Origin of the sequence: Arthrobacter sp. YAF34 (assembly GCF_052113245.1) — a bacterium.
GTDB lineage: Bacteria > Actinomycetota > Actinomycetes > Actinomycetales > Micrococcaceae > Arthrobacter.
Map to the genome: position 1 here is coordinate 173,315 of NZ_JBFRCV010000001.1, position 18,721 is coordinate 192,035.

Genomic DNA, 18,721 nt, shown 5'->3' on the forward strand with positions numbered 1-18,721 from the left:
AGCCAGCGGGGTGGTCTAGACCTGATGAGCCGCGGGCTTACCCTTGAGGTATGACTGTCTTTTCCGCGCCGAAGCACCCTTGGAGGCTGTTCCGTGGCGTCCTCTAACGCGGCCCGGATGGTGGGTGAAATCGACCGGCAGAGCGGCGTGCCGATCTACGTGCAGTTGCGGGAGATCCTCCGCGCGCATATTGTCACCGCGTGCCCGCCAGGCTCAGCGCTGCCGTCCGAACGTGACCTTGCGGAGCGGTTCGGCCTTGCCCGGATGACCGTCCGCCAGGCCATCGATGCACTCGTGGGCGAGGAGGTGATTGAGCGCGTCGTGGGGTTGGGCACGTTCGTGCGGAAACCCAAGCTGGATCTCCAGGTCAAGCTGACCTCGTACAGCGAGGAGATGCAGCGGCGCGGCATGGTCCCGGCCGCCAAGGTGCTGAGTTTCGAGCAGATCGGCGCCAGCGCCTTCCTGGCCCGTGAGTTGCAGCTGGAGGAGGGCACCCCCCTGGTCCGGTTCCGGCGGCTCCTGCTGGCCGACAACGAGCCCATGAGCGTGGACGAGAACTTCATCCCCGCACACCGGGTGCCGGGCCTCCTCGACGGCGAGCCGCCGACGTCGCTCTATAACGTGTTGAGCGAACGCTACGGGCTGGTCATGGAATGGGGCGAGGACATGATCGAGGCGACCGCCGCGTCGCCGTCAACGGCAAGGCTGTTGAATGTCGAGGTCGGCACTCCGTTGTTGAAGATCCAGCGGCACGCCTTCGTGGCCCGCGCCATGGTGGACTACTCGGTGTCCTACTACCGGGCCGACCGGTACAAACTCTGGGTGCCCCTGCAGCGTCCGGGCGTCCGGCCGACCCGCAATTATGCCTCGGGGTACCGGTCCTAGGAGCACAACGCGGGGTCACCTCGCGCCCATGCCGCGCGGGGTCACGGGCTCGACGTGACCCCGCGTTGCTTCTATTTCAGTAGAACGCAGGAAGGCCCGGTCCCTTTTGGGGGACCGGGCCTTCCTGTTTGGTGTTGCTTGGTGCTGACTAGTGGCTCAGCGTCTTCTGCGTGTCCGCGGCTTCGACGGCCTCGTGGCCGCCGTGGTGGCCGTGGGCGGCCTCCAGCTCGGTCGGAGTGACCGGGGCAACCCGGTCCTCGAAGAACCAGCGGGACAGCTTGGCGCGTCGCCGTTCCTTGCGGTCCACTACGCCGTGTTCGTTCGGCACGGCGGGCAGCGGGGACGGTGACTCGAAGCCGACCAGCTTGTAGCGCTTGTACTCGTCCAGCGGGGCGTGGACCTCGATGAACTCGCCGTGCGGCAGACGGACGATGCGGCCGGTTTCGCGGCCGTGCAGGGCAATCTCGCGGTCCTTGCGCTGCAGTGCCAGGGCGACGCGCTTCGTCACGAAGAACGCGATGACCGGGCCGATGAAGAACAGCGCGCGCAGCCAGTAGGTCACATCATTCAGGGCCACGTGGAAGTGCGTGGCGATGAGGTCAGAACCTGCGGCGGCCCACATGACGCAGTACCAAACGAAGCCGGCCATGCCGATCGCGGTGCGGGTCGGGGCATTGCGGGGACGGTCCAGGACGTGGTGCTCGCGGTTGTCCTTGGTGATCCAGCGTTCGATCCACGGGTAGGTGAACATGACCGTGAAGAGAATGCCCGCCGGGACAAGGGCCGGGAGCAGCACATTGAACGTGAACATGTGGCCGAACCAGATCTGCTCGACTTTCCAGTCACCGATCGTGCCGGGCATCAGGCGCAGGGCGCCGTCGACAAAGCCGATGTACCAGTCAGGCTGCGTGCCGGCCGAGACCGGCGAGGGGTCGTACGGGCCATAGTTCCAGATCGGGTTGATGGTGAAGAATGCCGCCATGATGGCAACAACACCGAACACGATGAAGAAGAAGCCGCCGGCCTTGGCCGCGTAAACCGGACCCAGGGGGTAGCCGACGACGTTGCCGTCGTTGCGGCCGGGGCCGGGGTACTGCGTGTGCTTGTGCACAACCACCATGAAGAGGTGCATCACGATCATCAGCAGGATGAGCGCTGGTACCAGGAGGATGTGCAGCATGTACAGGCGGCTGATGATCATGGTGCCCGGGAACTCGCCGCCGAAGAGGAAGAACGAGATGTAGGTGCCGATGACCGGGATGGACTTGATGACACCGTCGATGATGCGCAGGCCGTTGCCGGAGAGCAGGTCATCGGGGAGCGAGTAGCCGGTGAAGCCTGCAGCCATGGAGAGGATGAGCAGGACGCTGCCCACAACCCAGTTCAGTTCGCGGGGCTTGCGGAAGGCGCCGGTGAAGAACACGCGGAGCATGTGCACGGAGACGGAGGCCACGAACAGCAGGGCCGACCAGTGGTGCACCTGTCGCATGAACAGGCCGCCGCGGACATCGAAGGAAATGTTCAGCGACGAGCTGTACGCCACGGACATCTCGACGTTCTTCAGCGGCGTATACGAGCCCGCGTAGTGCGTCTCCGCCATGGACGGATCGAAGAAGAAGGTCAGGAACGTGCCCGAGAGCAGGAGGATGACGAAGGAATAGAGCGCCACTTCGCCGAACATGAACGACCAGTGGTCCGGGAAGACCTTCCGGCCGAATTCGCGCAGCATTCCGGAGCCGCCAACCCGCTGGTCGACGAAGTCTGTGATGCGGCCGCCTTTCGTCTTTGCGACGAAGGCGGGGGCATCAGGAGTTAGGGATGAGGACATGCTGCTCACGCTCCCAATAGCTCGGTCCAACAGGTTCATGGAAGTCGCTCGTCGCGACCAGGTACCCTTCGGAGTCCACTGCGATGGGCAGCTGGGGGAGAGGGCGGCTGGCCGGTCCGAAGATAACCTTGCATTGCTGGGTCAGGTCGAAGGTTGACTGGTGGCACGGGCACAGCAGGTGGTGCGTCTGCTGCTCGTACAGGGCAACAGGGCAACCGACGTGGGTGCAGATCTTGGAGTACGCGACGATGCCGTTGTACGCCCAGTCGGCGCGTTCCGGGGAAGGGTTCAGCTCCGCCGGGTCCAGGCGCATGAGCAACACAACCGACTTGGCCTTTTCGTTGAGCTTGCCTTCACTCAGTTCGTTCAGCCCTTCAGGGATGACGTGGAAAGCGGAGCCGATGGTAACGTCCGCAGCCTTGATGGGAGTGCCATCGGGGTCGCGGGCAAGGCGCTTGAGCTTGCCGTCCGGAGCCGGAGCCCACAGTGTGTGCGCCAGCGCGAAGTCCGGTCGGGGGCCGAGGTCACCGAAGATGGCCAATGCCGGCAGCGGTGCGAGGGCGACGGCGCCAAGCAGGGTGTTGCGGATCAGCGGCCGGCGCTTGATGCCGGTCTCTTCCACAATGTCGTCGACGATGCGGACCGCGGCCTGGCGGTCTTCCTCCGTCCGGATCGCGTGGCGCTCTTCCGAGACCTCGTGGTCCGGCATGAGGGCCTTGGCCCAGTGGACGATGCCAGTGCCAATACCCAGCATCGCGAACGCGGTGCCGATGCCCAGCAGGGAGTTCTGGAGCCGGATCGTGGCGATCGAGGAATCATTCCCCAGATCGATCGCAAAGTACGACACCAGGAATATCAGGGTGCCAACGACCGAGACACCGAACAGAAGGGCTACCTGCCGTTCTGCTTTCTTTGCGGCCTTCGGGTCCGTGTCAGCCAGGCGCAAACGGTGCGGGGGAATTCCAGGATCCTGGAACTTCTCCACCTCATTCTGACCAGCCGTAGCTACGGTGCCCGAGTGGTTCGGACTGCCGTCACTATGGTTGCCCATAATTCGCCTCATCCTTCTCTCGTCTCGGCCTGCGCCGAGTTAGGTTTCAATTCAAACTGCTGATGAGTCAGCAGAAAATTCTTACAGGTGCAAGGTCCGCTTAGGACGTGCGGGAGGTGAGCCAGATCGTGAACGCGATGATGACGCCCAAGCCGGCAATCCAGACGAAGAGACCTTCGGATACCGGACCCAAAGCTCCAAGATCCGCGCCGCCGGGTGAACCGTTGGCTTCGATCTGCTTCAGGTAGGTGATGATGTCGCGCTTGCCCTCGGGGGAGATGTTCGCGTCATTGAAGACCGGCATGTTCTGGGGGCCGGTGACCATGGCTTCGTAGATGTGCTGGCCGGAAACGCCCGCGAGGGCCGGGGCGAACTTGCCCCGGGTGAGGGCACCGCCGGCAGCGGCAGCGTTGTGGCACATGGCGCAGTTGGTGCGGAAGAGCTCTCCACCCTTGGCTGCGTCGCCCTTCTCATCGAGGACACCAGCTTCCGGGATGGACGGGCCGGGGCCGAGCGAGGCAACGTAAGCAGCCAGCTGCTTGGTCTGCTCCTCGTTGAACTGGGCGGGCTTCTTCTGGGCCTGCGGGCCGTTCATCTGCATGGGCATGCGGCCGGTGCCGACCTGGAAGTCAACAGCGGCGGCGCCGACGCCCACGAGCGAGGGGCCGGACTGGGAGCCGCTGGCACCCACGCCGTGGCAGGTGGCGCAGTTGGCGGCGAACAGTTTGCCGCCTTCTTCCACGTCGCTCGCGCTGTAGGTGGTGGTGTCCGCCTTGGCCTGGTTGACGGTGGTGGCAACGGCGTACAGCCCACCCGTGACCAAGAGGCCCATCAGCAGCAGTGCAATTGCTGCCAGTGGGTGACGTCGCTTCTGCGAGAGTGCCTTCACGTGGTGGTTCCTTTTTTCGATCCTGCGGTGGCTCCGGGAGCCGCTTCTTGAAATTCTGCCTCTTGTAGAAAAAGAGTCAAGGCTGGGCTACTTGAGGACGTAGATGACCAGGAAGAGGCCAATCCAGACGACGTCCACGAAGTGCCAGTAGTACGAGGTGACAATCGCCGACGTCGCTTCAAAGTGGCCGAACTTCTTCGCAGCGAAGGAGCGGCCCATGATGAGCAGGAAGGCAATCAAACCGCCGATGACGTGCAGGCCGTGGAAGCCTGTCGTTATGTAGAAGGCGGAACCGTAGGCGTTGGACGACAGCGAGACGTGCTCGGATACGAGCATGGAGTACTCGGTCGTCTGACCGGCCACGAAGAAGGCACCCATGAGGAACGTGAGGATGAACCATCCGTTCATCCCCCAGCGGGTGAAGCTGAAGACTCCGCCGGTGCGGCGCGGCTGGAGCCGCTCCGCGGCGAAGACGCCCATCTGGCAAGTAAAGGAACTTGCCACGAGGACGATCGTGTTAACGAGCGCAAAGGGAAAGTTGAGCTTGGCTGTCTCTTCAGCCCACATCAGTCCGGAAGTCGAACGGAGTGTGAAGTACATGGCGAAGAGACCGGCGAAGAACATCAACTCACTGGACAGCCACACAACGGTTCCAACAGAAACCATGTTCGGGCGGTTCAGCGTCGGGTGCGCCGGGGTACTGGGGGCATGGGTCGCAGATGTCACATAGACATTATGTCTATAAAAGTCCGTCCTGCCCAACGCAAACCGCGTTTTCGGAGGACTTTTTCTACAAAGACGCGAATTCGCGCGGAAAAGTTCCCGGAGGGGTTCGCATTGGTCTTTGCCGGGCCGACCTCGATAGCATCGGGAGGTGACTTCTCAGGCATCTGCACCGGCGGCAGGCAACACCTGGCCGCGGCTCATCAACGCACTCATCGGCGGCGCCGACCTCACAGCCGGGAGCACCGAATGGGCCATGAACTCGATCATGTCCGGCGAGGCGACGCCGGTCCAGGTGGCCGGATTCCTGGTGGCCTTGCGCGCCAAGGGCGAGACCGTCGATGAGGTGGCCGGCCTGGTCGAAGCGATGGTGGCCAACGCCAATCCCATTGATATTGCCGGCGAGAAGCTGGACATCGTCGGCACAGGCGGTGATCAACAGAACACGGTCAACATCTCCACGATGGCCGCGCTGATCTGCGCCGGCGCCGGCGCCAAGGTGGTCAAGCACGGCAACCGGGCGGCGTCGTCGTCGTCGGGATCCGCCGATGTCCTGGAAGCCCTCGGCGTCAGGCTGGACCTTCCCATTCCCCGCGTCGCGCGCAACGCGGACGAGGCGGGAATCACGTTTTGTTTCGCCCAGGTGTTCCACCCGTCGATGCGGCATGCCGCCGTCGCCCGCCGCGAGCTCGGCGTTCCGACCGCGTTCAACTTCTTGGGCCCCATGATCAACCCGGCCCATGTCCAAGCCTCGGCCGTGGGCGTCGCCAATGAGCAGATGGCCCCGCTGGTGGCAGGTGTGCTGGCCAAGCGCGGCAGCCGCGGCCTTGTGTTCCGTGGGAACGACGGCCTGGACGAGCTCACCACCACCGGCCCGTCGCGGGTGTGGGAGATCCGCAAGGGTGCGGTGACCGAAGAGATGTTTGACCCCCGGGGCCTCGGCATCCGGCAGGCCACGCTGGAGGAACTGCGCGGCGGTGACGCGCGGGCGAATGCGGCCGTCGTCCGGGCCGTTCTGGGCGGTGCGCCGGGGCCGGCTCGGGACGCGGCGCTGCTCAACGCCGCGGCTGGCCTGGTGGCGTTCGACCTCGACGCTGTGGGCCCCTTGGCGGACCGCATGGCCTTGGCGCTGAAGCGGGCCGAGGAATCGATTGAATCCGGAGCTGCGGCCGCGGTGCTGGACCGATGGGTTGCGTTGTCGCAGGCCGCCTGAGGGTGCCGCACGCCCGCCCAACCATGTAGACCAGGCTTGCTGCAGAAAAGGACGGCCCCGGCAGATGCTGCCGGGGCCGTCCTTGATGTTGGCGTCCTTGATGTTGCTAGGGCGCGGTGCTACTGCTCGAAACCCAGGGCAAAGGCCGCGTCGAGGTCGTGCTGGGAGTAGGCGCGGAAGGCGATCTGCGTGGTGGTGTGGACGACTCCCTGAACCTTGGAGAGCTTGTCCGCGATCACGTCCGCGAGGTCATCGTGCTTGGCGACCCTGGCGATGGCGATCAGGTCCCATTCACCGGTCACGGAGTAGACCTCGCTGATCCCCGGGATGGCTGAGATTTCCTCGGCAGTCTCCGGGATGCGTGAAGCGTCTGTCTTGATCAGGACGAATGCGGTGACCACGTGTGAGCCTTTCCGGATCGGTTGCGCCGTTTGAGGGCCTGTCGGCGGCCCCAGCGGGGGCGCTGCCATCTTCAGCAAGCCTAGTGCATTAGGCCTGCAGGCGGCGGGAACGCAGCCGCCGCACGCCGGCGACCGCCAGACGGTAACCAAGCAGGAAAACGCCGAGGCTCAGCAGGGCCACGATGATGAAGGGCAACACCACCGTCTGCCCGGTGACGGCCCTCAGGATCATGCCGACGCCGACGGTTCCGAGCCAGACCGCGACGCCGGCAGGCCAGAGCCGAAGCGGGTCATGCCACAGCCGCAGGGCGATCCACGCAACGGCCGCGCCAGCCAGGAACGGCCAGGCCGTCGCAAAGACTCCAGTGATGATTTCGCCGCGCTGGTGCGCGTCGCGGCCAATCGCCGCGAAGAGCAGGATCAGGAGTGCATCGGCGATGGCGGCCAGGGCGGCCGCGCGTCCGGCCGAGGGACGGGTTTGTGCCGCATCCGGGGCTGACGGGCGGGGGAGCTGTGGTGATGGAGAAGGCATACCTCCAAGCCTAGTCCCGCCGTGCCGGCCTCGCGGCGGCCGCGCACGCCCTGGCCCCCTCGCCGCCTTGGCCCGCGCACGCCCTGGCTCCCGCACGCCGCAGGGCGGGTCGGCGTGGCCCCCGGGCCCTGCGGCGGTCCGCGCATATGATCGGGGGATGAGTACCGACGCCGTCCCGGAGGCTATGGTCCCGGTGCAGCCTGAGGCCCAGCTGGACGGCCAGCTGAGCATCAACGACATCCTGCTCGAACTCGGCCAGGCACCCGTGGTTCATCCTTCCCCGGATGCGGCCAGCGAGGTGCATTTCTTCTAGGCCCGCCCGGTTTGCCCGGCGCCTGATTGACAACGACAAACCCCTGCGTAGGCTGGGGGCGAGCCGGCATGCCACCCCTCCGACGGGCCGCTGCTGTTCAAGATCGTTGCCGCATCACCGGTCTCGCGAAAGGCGGGGGTCATGGGATTTTGGGATGTCATCTGGCTCATGTTTTCGGCCGTGCTGTTTGCCGCCTATCTGATGGTGCTGTTCCTTGTCCTCCGGGACATCTTTTCGGACAGCCCGCGCCCCGGGTGGGTAAAAGCCGTGTGGATACTGGCTGTTCTGCTGTTCCCGCTGCTCGGGTGCCTGGTCTACATGCTGTTCTACGGGCAGCAAATGACTTTGCGGCAACCGGCACGGCAAGAGGGTGCCGGTGCCCGGGACGACAATGCGGAATACGTTCGGCGGGCTGCCCACGTCAACCCGGCGGAACAGATCGCCGCGGCGAAAAGGCTCCTCGATGAAGGCACGATCACCGCCGAAGAATTCCAGGTGCTGAAGGCCAGGGCGCTGGGATAGGCGGCACCGGCCGGCGCCGGATCACCTCGCCCAATACGGGCCTTATGGTCCTAACCGCCGACGGCGGTGGGGACTACTTTGGCCCCTAAGGGAATGCCAGGAGGGCGTCCTCAGCACGAAAGGATGGCTCCCGTGGAGCAATTCTGGAACATCATCTGGCTGTTCTTTTGGGGATTCGCGTTCGTCTCCTACCTGTTCGCACTCTTTGCCGTTATCACCGACATTTTTCGCGACCGCGACCTCAGCGGCTGGCTGAAGGCAGTGTGGATCTTGTTCCTGGTCTTCGTGCCGTTCCTCACGGTTCTTGTTTACCTGATCGCGCGCGGCCGCAGCATGGCCGAACGCCAGGCCCGGAGCGCGCAGCGGGCAGAGGCGGCCACCACCGAGTACATCCGTTCCGTGGCCACGGCGTCCCCCACCCAGGAGATCGCCAAGGCGAAGGAACTCCTCGACGCCGGCACTCTGACCCAGAGCGAGTTTGAAGCTGTCAAGGCCAAGGCGTTGAGCGGGGCCTGACGGCCCCGTCGTCTCCTGATGCCAAACCCCGGGCGGCCGCGCACCGCACCTCGAGAATTGTGTGTCATCCAATGAAAAAGTGGACCGCTGGCATCATCTTGGGATGCGCACAGTTTGTCATGGTGCTGGACAGCACTGTGATGAATGTATCCATCTCAACGGTCGTCAAAGACCTCAATACGACGGTCGCCGCTATGCAGGCCGCCATCACGTTCTACACCCTGACCATGGCCTCCCTGATGTTGTTGGGGGCCAAACTCGGCGATGTGTGGGGTCGGCGGCGCGCGTTCGTCATCGGCTCCGTCATCTACGCCTGCGGCTCCCTGCTGACCGCGATCAGCCCCAACATTGCGGTGCTGTTCCTTGGCTGGTCGGTGATCGAAGGAGTCGGGGCGGTCCTGGTGATACCGGCGATCGCGGCGCTCATCGCCAATAATTACCAGGGCCACGACAGGGTGACCGGGTTCGCGATCATCGGGGCGACTTCGGGCGCCGCCGTCGCACTGGGTCCGCTCATCGGCGGCTACGTGACGACGTACCTGAGCTGGAGGTACGTATTCATTGGCGAAGTAGTGGTGATGGCGGCCGTAGTCTCCTTCTCCCGGCTGGTGCCGGACTCGAGCCGCCCGCAAAGAATCAAGATCGATAGTGTCAGCGTCCTGCTCTCGGCGGCGGGCCTGATCCTGATCGTTTTTGCCATGCTCCAAAGCAAGACCTGGGGATGGGTTCTGCCCAAGCAATCTCCGGAGATCGGCGGCGTTCCGATCACTCCGCTGGGTCTGTCCCTGGTGCCCTATATGATTCTGGCCGGCGGGTTCCTGCTGTGGGCCTTCTTCGCCCGGCAGGAAGCGCTGATCCGGGGCGGGCGTCCGCCGCTGGTCCACGTCCAGATGTTGTCCATCAAGCAGCTGCGTTCCGGCTTGTCCGTCCTCGCCGCCCAGTACATGATCACGGCGGGCCTGTTCTTCATGATTCCGGTGTATTTGCAGATGACCCTCGGGCTCAATGCGTTGGAGACCGGCATCAAGATTTTTCCGCTCTCGGTTTCGCTGATCCTGTTTTCAGTTGTTGGCACCCGGCTGACGGCCATCTGGTCACCGCGCCGCATCATTCGGCTCGGACAGCTTGTCTTGGTCGTGAGCAGTTTCGTCTTACTTGGATCAGTGTCCCTGGAGCTGCGCAGCGTGCTCTTTGCGGCGGGAATGTTCTTCGCGGGAGCCGCGCTGGGGCTCCTGGCCTCCCAGATCGGCAACGTGACGATGTCGAGTGTCGGCGTCGAGCGGTCCAGTGAGATCGGCGGGTTGCAGGGGATCTTCCAGAACCTCGGCTCCTCCCTGGGCACCGCACTCATCGGATCGGTCCTGATCGCTTCCCTCTCGAGCTCATTCCTGGGGGCCGTGGACAGCAGCGACCTCCCGAGCAACGTCAAGGATATGGTCGTGGCCGACACCCAGGCGGGCGTCAACATCGTGCCGGTGTCCACGGTAAACGACATCGCGACGTCGGCGGGCCTGTCGGCCGAGGACGCCGCGACGCTGACTACGCTGTACAGCGACTCCCAAGTGTCCTCGCTCCGGGCCTCGATGGTCGCGCTGGTGTTCATCTCGTCCGTGTCGCTGCTGTTCTCCAAGAACATTCCCACCGAACTGGTCCGGCGGAAGCCGACGGAGCAACCCGAGGAGGATCCGGCGTCGTCCAGCACGGCGTGAGGGAGATGCGGCGGGCACCATGGCGCGCCGTACTCTGCCCGCAGCCCACAGCGAGGGGAACGGGGTACTGTGAGGCGCATGGAGATGCGCCTTGAAGTCGTACAAGTGCCGGTCGCTGATGTCGACACAGCCAAATCGTTCTACACAGAACGGCTCGGTTTCGTCCTGGACCATGATGTGGAATACATCCCCGGCATCCGGGTGGTCCAACTGACGCCGCCCGGCTCCGCCGCCTCCATCGTGATCGGCACGGGCATGACCAGCATGCGGCCGGGCAGCCTGGAAGGCCTGCAACTGGTGGTCCCGGACATGGCGTCGGCACGGGCTGAGCTTCTCCAACGGGGAGCAGAGATCAGTGAGGTCCAGGACCTGGGCGGCATCGCCTTCGCCTACTTCAGTGATCCTGACGGCAACCGCTGGGTCATGCAGGAAACTGTGCAGCCGGCCGTGAAGGAAGCCTTTCAGCCGTAGCCGCAGCTTACGGAGTCCCCGCCGCCGGCTGTGACGCGGGGGTAGTCTGTCGAGATGACGAGCCTTGGCCACTCCGGGCACCCTCGCAGCAGCTTCCGGCGTGGCTTCCTCAGAACTATGCGCCCGGTGCCTTTTAGCGCCGATGGATGCACTATGGAAGGAAGCCGGGCTGGTTCCCCAGCCCCCTCCAGCGACGAGGACGGCATCTCATGACGAGCAAAAGGATATCGACTGCGTTGGTGTTGACCGCGGCCTTGACCGTGCTGAGCGCATGCGCCGGAGGTGGCGGGACGCCGGCGTCGGCCCCAGCCACGACGGCCGGCACCTCCGCCAGCATGTCGATGGAACCGTCAACCCCGGCGGTCTCCACCATGTCAGGGTCAGGCAGCGGGACGGCCAGCGCCGCCATGACTGGAATCGCGATCAGCAACTACGCATACCAGACCCCGGTTTCGGTCGCTCCGGGCGCCAAGGTGACAGTGACGAATATGGACAGCGTCGAGCACACCGTGACCGCAGACCAAGGGTCGGCCTTTGACGTCGAGGTCAAGGAAAACGGCGGCACTGCAACGATTACCGCCCCATCGCAGCCGGGAACCTACGCCTTTCACTGCAGGTACCATGCCAACATGCACGGCACACTGACGGTTAAATGAGAACGACTGCGGTCCGAGTAGTCGTGCGACCCGCCCGGATGCGCTAGGTACGTTGCGCCAGGTGCCCGGTCTGGCCCTAGTGGGTTGCCTCTTGCCGGGGCGTTTCGCCCAGCGGGCTCAGGGTCAATCTGCTGGTGTCGAGGAGTGTGCCAAGCAGGGACCGGGCCGCAGCGAGCAGGACGGTCACCTCGGGACTGGCCAGTTCATAGAACAGCCGCCCTTCGCGTCGCGTCGGGACGATAAGACGTTGGCGGCGCAACAGACTCAGGTGCTGGGAGAGGTTCGACGGCTCCAGTCCCGTGTCGTCGCGGAGTCTGCTCACGGCAACGGGCCCCTCAGCGAGCATTTCAAGGAGCTGGACTCGCGCGGGGTGGCCCATGGACTTAAAGAGTTCGGCCTTCACATCGACCAGAACCAGGCCTGCGGGAAGATCATCCGGCACCGGAACCTCCCTCCTTCGCATTCAGTATTCTGAGCCGCGCGTTTGCGCACAACCCGCTGGTAGAAATCTAACGCCTGCGAGACAGAAAAGTCTGTCTAGTAACGGTCGCGATTCGTACATGCGCACGTATATCGTAGCGCCGGGCCGCCATCGCGGTGCCGCCGCCGATGGACGCTGGGCGGCCTCTTGCGCAGACGCGAACCGTAGTTCAGACTTTCATAAATTCATCAACTCATTCCGGTCTTCTTCGGATAACCGGCGTCGGCGGGTGGATTCCCACTGTTCCCGGTGACAAAGGCGTCACCGGGAACAGGTCCCGGCTTCCAGGAGGGTCCATGACCGGCTTGTTCGAACTGTTCACCAGCTCCGGCGCATTCTGCCGTTGCCTGCCTACCGGCCCGCACGGGACCGTCACAGACCTCGGACGAGTCAGCCAGCCATGTCCATGACACAGCTGAAAGCGCTTCAGACCTACTCCAGCGCCCTGGCCGGCGAGAATTGCGTGGCGGGGACCTTTCACTACGATGTGCTGTCCCGGGAGCTGCAATGGTCCGAGGGGATCTTCCAGATTCATGGCTACCACCGGGGGGAGGTTGTCCCCACGACGGGTCTTCTGATGTCGCATCTGCACGCTGACGACCGTAAGCGGTGCCGGGAAATCTTTGAGGGCGTATGCCGTGTGGGTGGCTTCTTTGCCAGCTACCACCGTCTTTACGACGCGCGCAGGCGGGAACGCAGGGTCCTGATGGTGGGGGAGGGTGTGCCGGATGGTAACGGAAATCCGTTGTTCATCGACGGATTCATCCTCGATCTCACCCGCACCGTTCAGTTGGAGACCGACCGGTCCGCCCGCGAGGCCATCGCCGGAGCCATTGGCACGAGGGATCTTATTGAACAGGCCAAGGGCATTCTGATGGGAATCCTTCACATTGGTTCCGACGCCGCCTTTGACCGGCTGTCCGCCTACAGCCAGCACCATAACTTCAAGGTCGCACACACGGCCTCCACGATCGTCCGGCTGGCCAACAACACCGACGACTCCGCCACTCTCCGCAGCCTCGTCCGCGCCCTCGACACCCGGTTCTCCGCGCGGAACGAAGGGGGCCGGGTTCTTCATCCGTAGACGGAACTACTGCACCAGGAGCCCTACCACACTCCAAGGCAGACCAGTCTGTCCGCCCCGCCGCGGTGTAAAATCCTTTCCATCATGACTGCCTACGATGACGACGGTCCCACGTTGTTGCCCGCCACGGCTATGGCCGGCCGCGACGACCCTGTCGATCGAATTCTCGCCACCGCCTACGAGCTGTTCTCCCGGCGCGGCATCCGGGGCGTCGGTGTCAACGAACTGATCAGCAGCTCGGGTGTCTCTAAGGCAACGTTCTATAGACATTTCCCGGCCAAGGACGACTTGGTCCTTGCGTTCTTGGAGCTGCGCGACCAGGTGTGGACCGTGGACCTGATCGTGGCCGAGGCCCGCCGGCGGGGCAACACCGCCGAGGAACAGTTGCTCGCCGTGTTTGACGTGTTCGGGGACTGGTTCCAGCGTGAAGACTTTGAAGCGTGCTCGTTCATCAACGTCCTGTTGGAGATGGGGCCGGGGCATCCCCTTGGGCAGGCAAGCATCGGGTACCTCAGCCGCATCCGGGGCCACATCGAGGCCTTGGCCAAGGAAGCCGGCCTTGACCGCCCGGAGGAGTTTGCCCGGTCCTGGCACATCCTGATGAAGGGCTCCATCATCTCCGCCACGGAGGGGGACACCCTGGCTTCCCGGCGCGCCCAGCAGATGGCCCGCTGGCTGATCGAACACCACCGGAGCCTTTAGCCCGAGTCGTTCGAGGGCCCGGACAGAATCGCCACCCGGCTGGCCGGATGGCGATTCTGAGTGGGCTGCCTTGCAGGCAGCAATAGACCGGAGTGCCGGTGGCTTACTGTCCGGCGTTGGTGCCGGACCTGCCGTCCCGGCTGTCGGCGTCGTTGTTGCCGGGCCTGGTGTTGGTGATGGATGCGACAGTACCGGTCTGTTCGTCGAGCAGCACCCGGTCAGTGCGCTGCTTGTTGAAGTTGAACATGGCGTTTACCGAACCGGCGCTGGCGTCGGCGGATGCATCACCGATCCGGCCGGTGTGCCAGTTGTCCTCGATGAAGCGCAGGATCGAGGCCTGGTCGGTCTGGGTGTGGTCAACGAAGTTCTTCTTGGCGAAGGGGGAGATGACCACCAGCGGCTGCCGCGGGCCGGGGCCGCAGCGATCGGCGTAGCCGCCGGCCATCGGGACTCCGCTGGCCGCCGCATCTTGGCACCAGGCGGCGTCGTCGGCGGAGTTGGAGGAGTTCTTCACCTTGGCGGCGGCGTGGTCATACCAGCCGTCCGAGTCGTCGTAGGCGAGCACCACGGCCGTGTTGTCCCAGTTCTTGGATTTCTGGATCTGGTTGACGGTGTTGGTGATGAACTTCTGCTCGTCGACCGGGTCGGAATAGCCGGCGTGGCCGTCCTGGTACATTCCGGCCTTCAGGAAGGAGACGGCCGGCAGGTTGTCGGTATTGACCACCTTGTTGAAGTCGGTGAGGTCGTACTGGTGGTTGGCCTGGCCGTTGTGGCCGATTTCCGCATCCGATGCCGGCGCCACGTGGTGCGGGTTGGCGGTGGACTTGTAGTACTGGAACGGCTGGTGGTGCGGCGAGTAGTCAACGACGCTGGCGCCGGCGGCGTTCGTGTGGCTGGACAGGCACGACGCCGGGGTGGTCCGGGTCGCGGCGGTGGTCGGGGTGAAACCGCCCTGGAACCAGCCCCAGGACGTGCCCTTGGCGTTGAGGAGGTCGCCAATGTTCTTCCCGGTCATGCCGGCCAGCGTGTTGGTCTTGGCGTGGCTGTTGTTGGAGCAGTCGTCGTAGACCGGATCCGGGTCGTTGATGACGGTGCCGACACCCTTCGCGTCCGGCTGGCGGACGGTGTAGTCGCTGGTGGTCGGCGTGACGGACTGTCCCGCGGCGGTGAACTCGGTCGCCCCGTGGGTCTGACCCGAGACCAGATTCAGCGCGCCCGGGGTGGAGGGCCCGAAGCCGGTGCTGAAGTGGTTGTCGCTCATTGAGTAGTTCTGGGCGTAGTTCCAGATGCCGGTGACGGTGTTGCCGTCGTAGTAGTCCATCGTCAGCCCGGGGCGTCCGTACTGGTTGGTGTCGCAGGCGTCCCGGCTGGTGTTCTCAACGAATTTGTCCATCGCCCCGCCATTGTACGCCTTCTGCTCGGCGCCGTAGTTGTGGTCCTGGTCGCAGGTGACGGCCTGCATCGGCGAGAGCCGGGCCGGCTGGGCAGCGTTCGGGTTGTTCGGTGCCAGCAGGCCCGCCGTGGCGAGCGTGTCGATTTTCCTGGGTGTGTTCTTCGCCGCGGTGAAGGCGGCCGCCTTGGTGCCGGTGCCCTGCTGGGTTTCGCCCGCAATGTTGGCGGCCTTGGGGTAGGTGGCGAAGTAGTGGTCGAATGAGACGTTCTCCTGGAAGATCACCACCACATGTTTGATCGGCGTCGCGGTGCCGTGGTTTTCGCTGGCGAAGGCGGGGCCCGCGCCTACGCCGAACAGACCGGCTGTCAGCGCCGTGGCGGCCAGGGCTGCCGTTCCGGTGGCGGCGGCAATGCGCTTCCGCGTGATTCGTTGTGCTGGATGAGGCATGGGGGTGTCCAATCGTTGTCTGTTCCGGTGGGTCGGCGGTTGCGTGGCTGGCTTTGCTACTTGGCGGGGGTGACGGTGGCCTCGTAGGTGAGGATTTCGGTGCCGTTTCCTTCGTCGCCGTTGTCCGGGGCCACCTTCATGGTGAGGTGGTCGCCGTCGGCGGTCATTTTGAACGGGTTGCGCGTGGCGACGTGGCCCGCGGTGGAGAACTGCTGGAACGGCACGTCGCGGAGCACGCTGCGGGTCTTGAGGTCGATCATCGCCATGCCGCCGAGTTCGTAGGTGGCACCGGTGCCTCCCGCGGCCGGGGTCTGCGGGAGATTGGTGACCCCGGCGCACAGCATCCGGGCGTCGGGGACGTACTGGCAGTCCTGGTAGTCGATGAAGTAGTTCGGGTTCTCCCAGGTCGCAAGCTGCTTGCCCTGCAGATCCCATTCCGCGAAGCGGCGGGAGCCCCACGTGTTGCCGACCAGGTGGCCGGTCCGCTTGTCCATCACGATGCCGCCGAAGTGATCCTTGACCTCGAACTGCTTGTGAACGTCCAGCGTGGTCGCGTCGATGCGGTAGATGATGGCGCTGCTGTTGGGTCGGTACTGGGCCACGGGGACCCATACATTGGCGCCGTCGAAGTCGATGCCGCCCGGGTGGTACATGTCGCCCTCGCCGAGAATGATGTCCTTCTGCAGCTTGCCGGACTTGTCCATGACGAACAGGTGCCCGATACCCTTGCCGGGGGTGCGGTCGAACCCGTTCTGCGGGGTTGGGAACTTTGTGGTCGGTTCGGTGATCTGAACGGCCGAGAGGAAGATGTGGTCCCGGCTGAAGGCGATTCCCTCGGTGTGGTACGTGGGGAAGTTCAGCTTCAGCTTCGAAGTTTGCTGCCAGTTCGTGTTCCGGTCGACGCCATTGAAGGCGTCAGCCAGGGACGTGCTCGTTCCCCTGTGGCTGCTGGAATCGGTGGTGGTGGCGTCCGGCCGGTCATGGTTGCCGGCGGCCTGGGCTGCCGCGGTGCCGCCGATGGCGGAGGCGGTCAGGATGATGGCTGCAGCGGACGTGAGGATGCCTCGGGTGCGAGTCGTACTCATGGGAGCCTCTCAGATGTCGGGTCGTATCGAGAGATCGCCACGTTACTTACCGGTAGTTAACCCTCGAAAGCGGGCTGGTGAACAGCAGGTTGCAACAAGCCCACGGGTGAACATCGGAGCTTCCGCCCGGGATCCGGTTCCGACGCGGCCGTGAAAGTGTCGGGCGAGCGGCGAGGAACCGCGCTGTCCTTTGCCGGTTCACGGGACGTTCATTCGGCGGCCGGATTCCGCACCCCGCCCGGACACTACCCGGCAGTAACTTCTGGTGTGTACCGTTCGCTGGCAGGCTGGGGCCGCAGCGGCATTTACCAAGGTGAGGACTGCCGTGAAACCAATTTCCTTTGATGATTTTCGTCCTGCGCCCGGGTTGCTGACGGAGTGGAGGGTCGGCCCGCAGGCGTCAGCCGCGGCCGTTTCCGTTCCGGCCGGATCAGATCCGCTGTCCTACAACCAAGAACTGCATCTGCGGTCCGCCCATGCCGCGCAGCTGGCCGGACTGCCCGGCAACCCGTGGGTGGGTGCGGCTTTTGAACTTCAGGGGGCGGTCCAGGCTGATGCCTTGGGCCAGGCCTTTGAGTCCTGGGTTCGGCGTCACGACGCGCTGCGTGGTGGCTTCCGTATAGCCGGGCCGGGTGTGGAACGGTTCACCGTGCCCGCGGGCCAGGTTGTCCTGGTCCAGGAAGAAGCGGTCGGATTCGCCTCCCCGGATGACCTGCATGCGTACCTGGGCAATCGATTCGCCGAAGGCACGGATCCCTTTGCGTGGCCGCCGCTGGTCATGGGCGCAATCAGTCGTGACGCGTCGACCACGGTCTTTATTGCAATGGACCATGTTGCAGCGGACGGATATTCCCTGGCACTTGCCGTGTGGGAACTGCAGACGAGGTACGAGGCGCTGCTGCAGGGTGCACCGCCCGTACTCCCGGAGGCCGGAAGCTTCCTGGAGTTCTGTGCGGCAGAACGGGATTTCGGCGCAGGGATTTCCGTCGATGACCCGGCAGTGGCGGTGTGGAGGGACCTTGTGCGTGCCTGCGGGGGGACTGCCCCGACCTTCCCCTTGGATCTCGGCGTCGAGGCCGGCCAGGCGTGGCCGCAACGCGTCTATAACAGGTGCCTTCTCCGGCCCGAGGAGGCCGAGGCCTTTGCCGGCGCCTGCCGGGGCTCGGGAGGATCCGCGTTCGCCGGCCTGCTCGCCTGCATGGCCTTAGCTGTCCGGGCGATGACCGGGAAGCAGGACTTTCACACGGTCACCCCGCTCCATACGCGCAGCCGGCCACAGTGGCGGCCCGCCATGGGATGGTTCATCACCTGCGCGCCGCTGAGTTTCTCGCTCGAGGGCGCCTTGTCCTTCACCGAGGCGCTGGGGCGGGCCCAGTGCAGCGTTCAGGGTGCGGTGCGGCTGGCCCGGTATCCCGCGCTGAGGGTGATCGAGCTCTTGGGCGACGAGTTCCGGATTACCCGGCGGGACCTATTTTCCATGGTCTCCTTCACCGACTATCGAAAGATGCCGGGCGCGGATCGGCATGCGGAGTCGAACCCGGTCACCATTGGCAGGGTGACCGAGGCCGACGACAGCCACGTTTGGCTCTCACGCCAGCACGACGGGCTGCACATCAGTATCCGGCACCCCGACACTCCGGTCGCGGGTGACGTGCTGGATGAGTACACCCGGTTGATCCGCGACGCCGCGACCCGCGTGCTGCTGGGATCTGACCCACTGCTGGCCCCTGCCACGGCACTGGCCGGCGCGTAACGCCGAGGGCGTTGCTGGCCGATTTCTGGCACCGGGAGTCGATTCGTAGTGGCCGCGCCGGCCGCGC

The 18,721-nt window shown here is 64.6% G+C and carries 20 protein-coding genes; 11 read left to right on the forward strand and 9 right to left on the reverse strand.

What is annotated here, in order from left to right; all coding sequences use genetic code 11:
- Window positions 1-117 precede the first annotated feature (117 nt).
- Entirely contained in the window at window positions 118-885 is a 768-nt protein-coding gene (locus tag AB4Y72_RS00815; RefSeq protein ID WP_441424571.1) for a GntR family transcriptional regulator, read from the forward strand.
- Window positions 886-1,033: 148 nt separating this feature from the next.
- Here AB4Y72_RS00815 and qcrB read toward each other — a convergent pair whose 3' ends face one another.
- From qcrB to ctaE, 4 genes are all read right to left on the reverse strand, one after another.
- Window positions 1,034-2,713: a cytochrome bc1 complex cytochrome b subunit gene (qcrB, locus tag AB4Y72_RS00820; RefSeq protein ID WP_441424278.1), complete on the reverse strand. Its 1,680-nt coding sequence runs from the start codon at window positions 2,711-2,713 to the stop codon at window positions 1,034-1,036.
- Entirely contained in the window at window positions 2,691-3,764 is a 1,074-nt protein-coding gene (gene qcrA / locus AB4Y72_RS00825; protein ID WP_441424279.1) for a cytochrome bc1 complex Rieske iron-sulfur subunit, read from the reverse strand. Before qcrA ends, qcrB begins: the two co-directional genes overlap by 23 nt.
- 100 nt (window positions 3,765-3,864) lie before the next feature.
- Window positions 3,865-4,653 carry a cytochrome bc1 complex diheme cytochrome c subunit gene (gene qcrC, locus AB4Y72_RS00830; RefSeq protein ID WP_441424280.1) on the reverse strand — a complete coding sequence of 263 codons (789 nt, stop codon included), beginning with the start codon at window positions 4,651-4,653 and terminating at the stop codon, window positions 3,865-3,867.
- 87 nt (window positions 4,654-4,740) lie between these two features.
- Window positions 4,741-5,379: an aa3-type cytochrome oxidase subunit III gene (gene ctaE / locus AB4Y72_RS00835; RefSeq protein ID WP_175460459.1), complete on the reverse strand. Its 639-nt coding sequence runs from the start codon at window positions 5,377-5,379 to the stop codon at window positions 4,741-4,743.
- Between the two features lie 148 nt (window positions 5,380-5,527).
- Between ctaE and trpD the strand changes: the two genes are divergently transcribed.
- Window positions 5,528-6,589 (forward strand): anthranilate phosphoribosyltransferase, encoded by a 1,062-nt coding sequence (trpD, locus tag AB4Y72_RS00840; RefSeq protein WP_441424281.1) that lies wholly within the window; start codon window positions 5,528-5,530, stop codon window positions 6,587-6,589.
- Window positions 6,590-6,708: 119 nt separating this feature from the next.
- Here trpD and AB4Y72_RS00845 read toward each other — a convergent pair whose 3' ends face one another.
- Window positions 6,709-6,990 (reverse strand): Lrp/AsnC family transcriptional regulator, encoded by a 282-nt coding sequence (locus AB4Y72_RS00845; RefSeq protein ID WP_441424282.1) that lies wholly within the window; start codon window positions 6,988-6,990, stop codon window positions 6,709-6,711.
- A gap of 88 nt (window positions 6,991-7,078) precedes the next feature.
- Window positions 7,079-7,522, reverse strand: coding sequence for a DUF3054 domain-containing protein (locus tag AB4Y72_RS00850; protein ID WP_441424283.1), 444 nt, complete (start codon window positions 7,520-7,522; stop codon window positions 7,079-7,081).
- A 157-nt stretch (window positions 7,523-7,679) separates the two neighbouring features.
- Between AB4Y72_RS00850 and AB4Y72_RS00855 the strand changes: the two genes are divergently transcribed.
- The 6 genes from AB4Y72_RS00855 (at window position 7,680) to AB4Y72_RS00880 (ending at window position 11,709) form a co-directional block, all read left to right on the forward strand.
- Window positions 7,680-7,835 carry a hypothetical protein gene (locus AB4Y72_RS00855; RefSeq protein WP_441424284.1) on the forward strand — a complete coding sequence of 52 codons (156 nt, stop codon included), beginning with the start codon at window positions 7,680-7,682 and terminating at the stop codon, window positions 7,833-7,835.
- Between the two features lie 141 nt (window positions 7,836-7,976).
- Window positions 7,977-8,357 carry a PLD nuclease N-terminal domain-containing protein gene (locus tag AB4Y72_RS00860; protein ID WP_441424285.1) on the forward strand — a complete coding sequence of 127 codons (381 nt, stop codon included), beginning with the start codon at window positions 7,977-7,979 and terminating at the stop codon, window positions 8,355-8,357.
- A 123-nt stretch (window positions 8,358-8,480) separates the two neighbouring features.
- Window positions 8,481-8,873, forward strand: a complete 393-nt coding sequence (locus tag AB4Y72_RS00865) for an SHOCT domain-containing protein (protein WP_441424286.1) — start codon at window positions 8,481-8,483, stop codon at window positions 8,871-8,873.
- Between the two features lie 140 nt (window positions 8,874-9,013).
- Entirely contained in the window at window positions 9,014-10,582 is a 1,569-nt protein-coding gene (locus tag AB4Y72_RS00870; protein ID WP_441424287.1) for an MFS transporter, read from the forward strand.
- Between the two features lie 78 nt (window positions 10,583-10,660).
- Entirely contained in the window at window positions 10,661-11,053 is a 393-nt protein-coding gene (locus AB4Y72_RS00875; RefSeq protein ID WP_441424288.1) for a VOC family protein, read from the forward strand.
- A 209-nt stretch (window positions 11,054-11,262) separates the two neighbouring features.
- Window positions 11,263-11,709 carry a cupredoxin domain-containing protein gene (locus AB4Y72_RS00880; RefSeq protein ID WP_441424289.1) on the forward strand — a complete coding sequence of 149 codons (447 nt, stop codon included), beginning with the start codon at window positions 11,263-11,265 and terminating at the stop codon, window positions 11,707-11,709.
- Window positions 11,710-11,785: 76 nt separating this feature from the next.
- Here AB4Y72_RS00880 and AB4Y72_RS00885 read toward each other — a convergent pair whose 3' ends face one another.
- Window positions 11,786-12,151 carry an ArsR/SmtB family transcription factor gene (locus AB4Y72_RS00885; RefSeq protein ID WP_441424290.1) on the reverse strand — a complete coding sequence of 122 codons (366 nt, stop codon included), beginning with the start codon at window positions 12,149-12,151 and terminating at the stop codon, window positions 11,786-11,788.
- Between the two features lie 439 nt (window positions 12,152-12,590).
- Between AB4Y72_RS00885 and AB4Y72_RS00890 the strand changes: the two genes are divergently transcribed.
- Complete coding sequence (locus AB4Y72_RS00890; protein WP_441424291.1) at window positions 12,591-13,274, forward strand: PAS and ANTAR domain-containing protein; 684 nt, start codon at window positions 12,591-12,593, stop codon at window positions 13,272-13,274.
- A gap of 84 nt (window positions 13,275-13,358) precedes the next feature.
- On the forward strand, window positions 13,359-13,976 hold the full coding sequence (locus AB4Y72_RS00895) for a TetR/AcrR family transcriptional regulator (RefSeq protein ID WP_441424292.1): 618 nt from the start codon (window positions 13,359-13,361) through the stop codon (window positions 13,974-13,976).
- Window positions 13,977-14,079: 103 nt separating this feature from the next.
- On the opposite strand, the gene AB4Y72_RS00900 is transcribed toward AB4Y72_RS00895, so the two are convergent.
- The gene (locus AB4Y72_RS00900) at window positions 14,080-15,816 is read right to left on the reverse strand and encodes a phospholipase C (RefSeq protein WP_441424293.1); all 1,737 of its coding nucleotides are present in this window, start codon (window positions 15,814-15,816) and stop codon (window positions 14,080-14,082) included.
- 56 nt (window positions 15,817-15,872) lie between these two features.
- Window positions 15,873-16,901: a DUF6454 family protein gene (locus tag AB4Y72_RS00905; RefSeq protein WP_441424294.1), complete on the reverse strand. Its 1,029-nt coding sequence runs from the start codon at window positions 16,899-16,901 to the stop codon at window positions 15,873-15,875.
- Between the two features lie 514 nt (window positions 16,902-17,415).
- On the opposite strand from AB4Y72_RS00905, the gene AB4Y72_RS00910 reads away from it, so the two are divergent.
- Window positions 17,416-18,654 carry a condensation domain-containing protein gene (locus AB4Y72_RS00910; protein ID WP_441424572.1) on the forward strand — a complete coding sequence of 413 codons (1,239 nt, stop codon included), beginning with the start codon at window positions 17,416-17,418 and terminating at the stop codon, window positions 18,652-18,654.
- Window positions 18,655-18,721 lie beyond the last annotated feature (67 nt).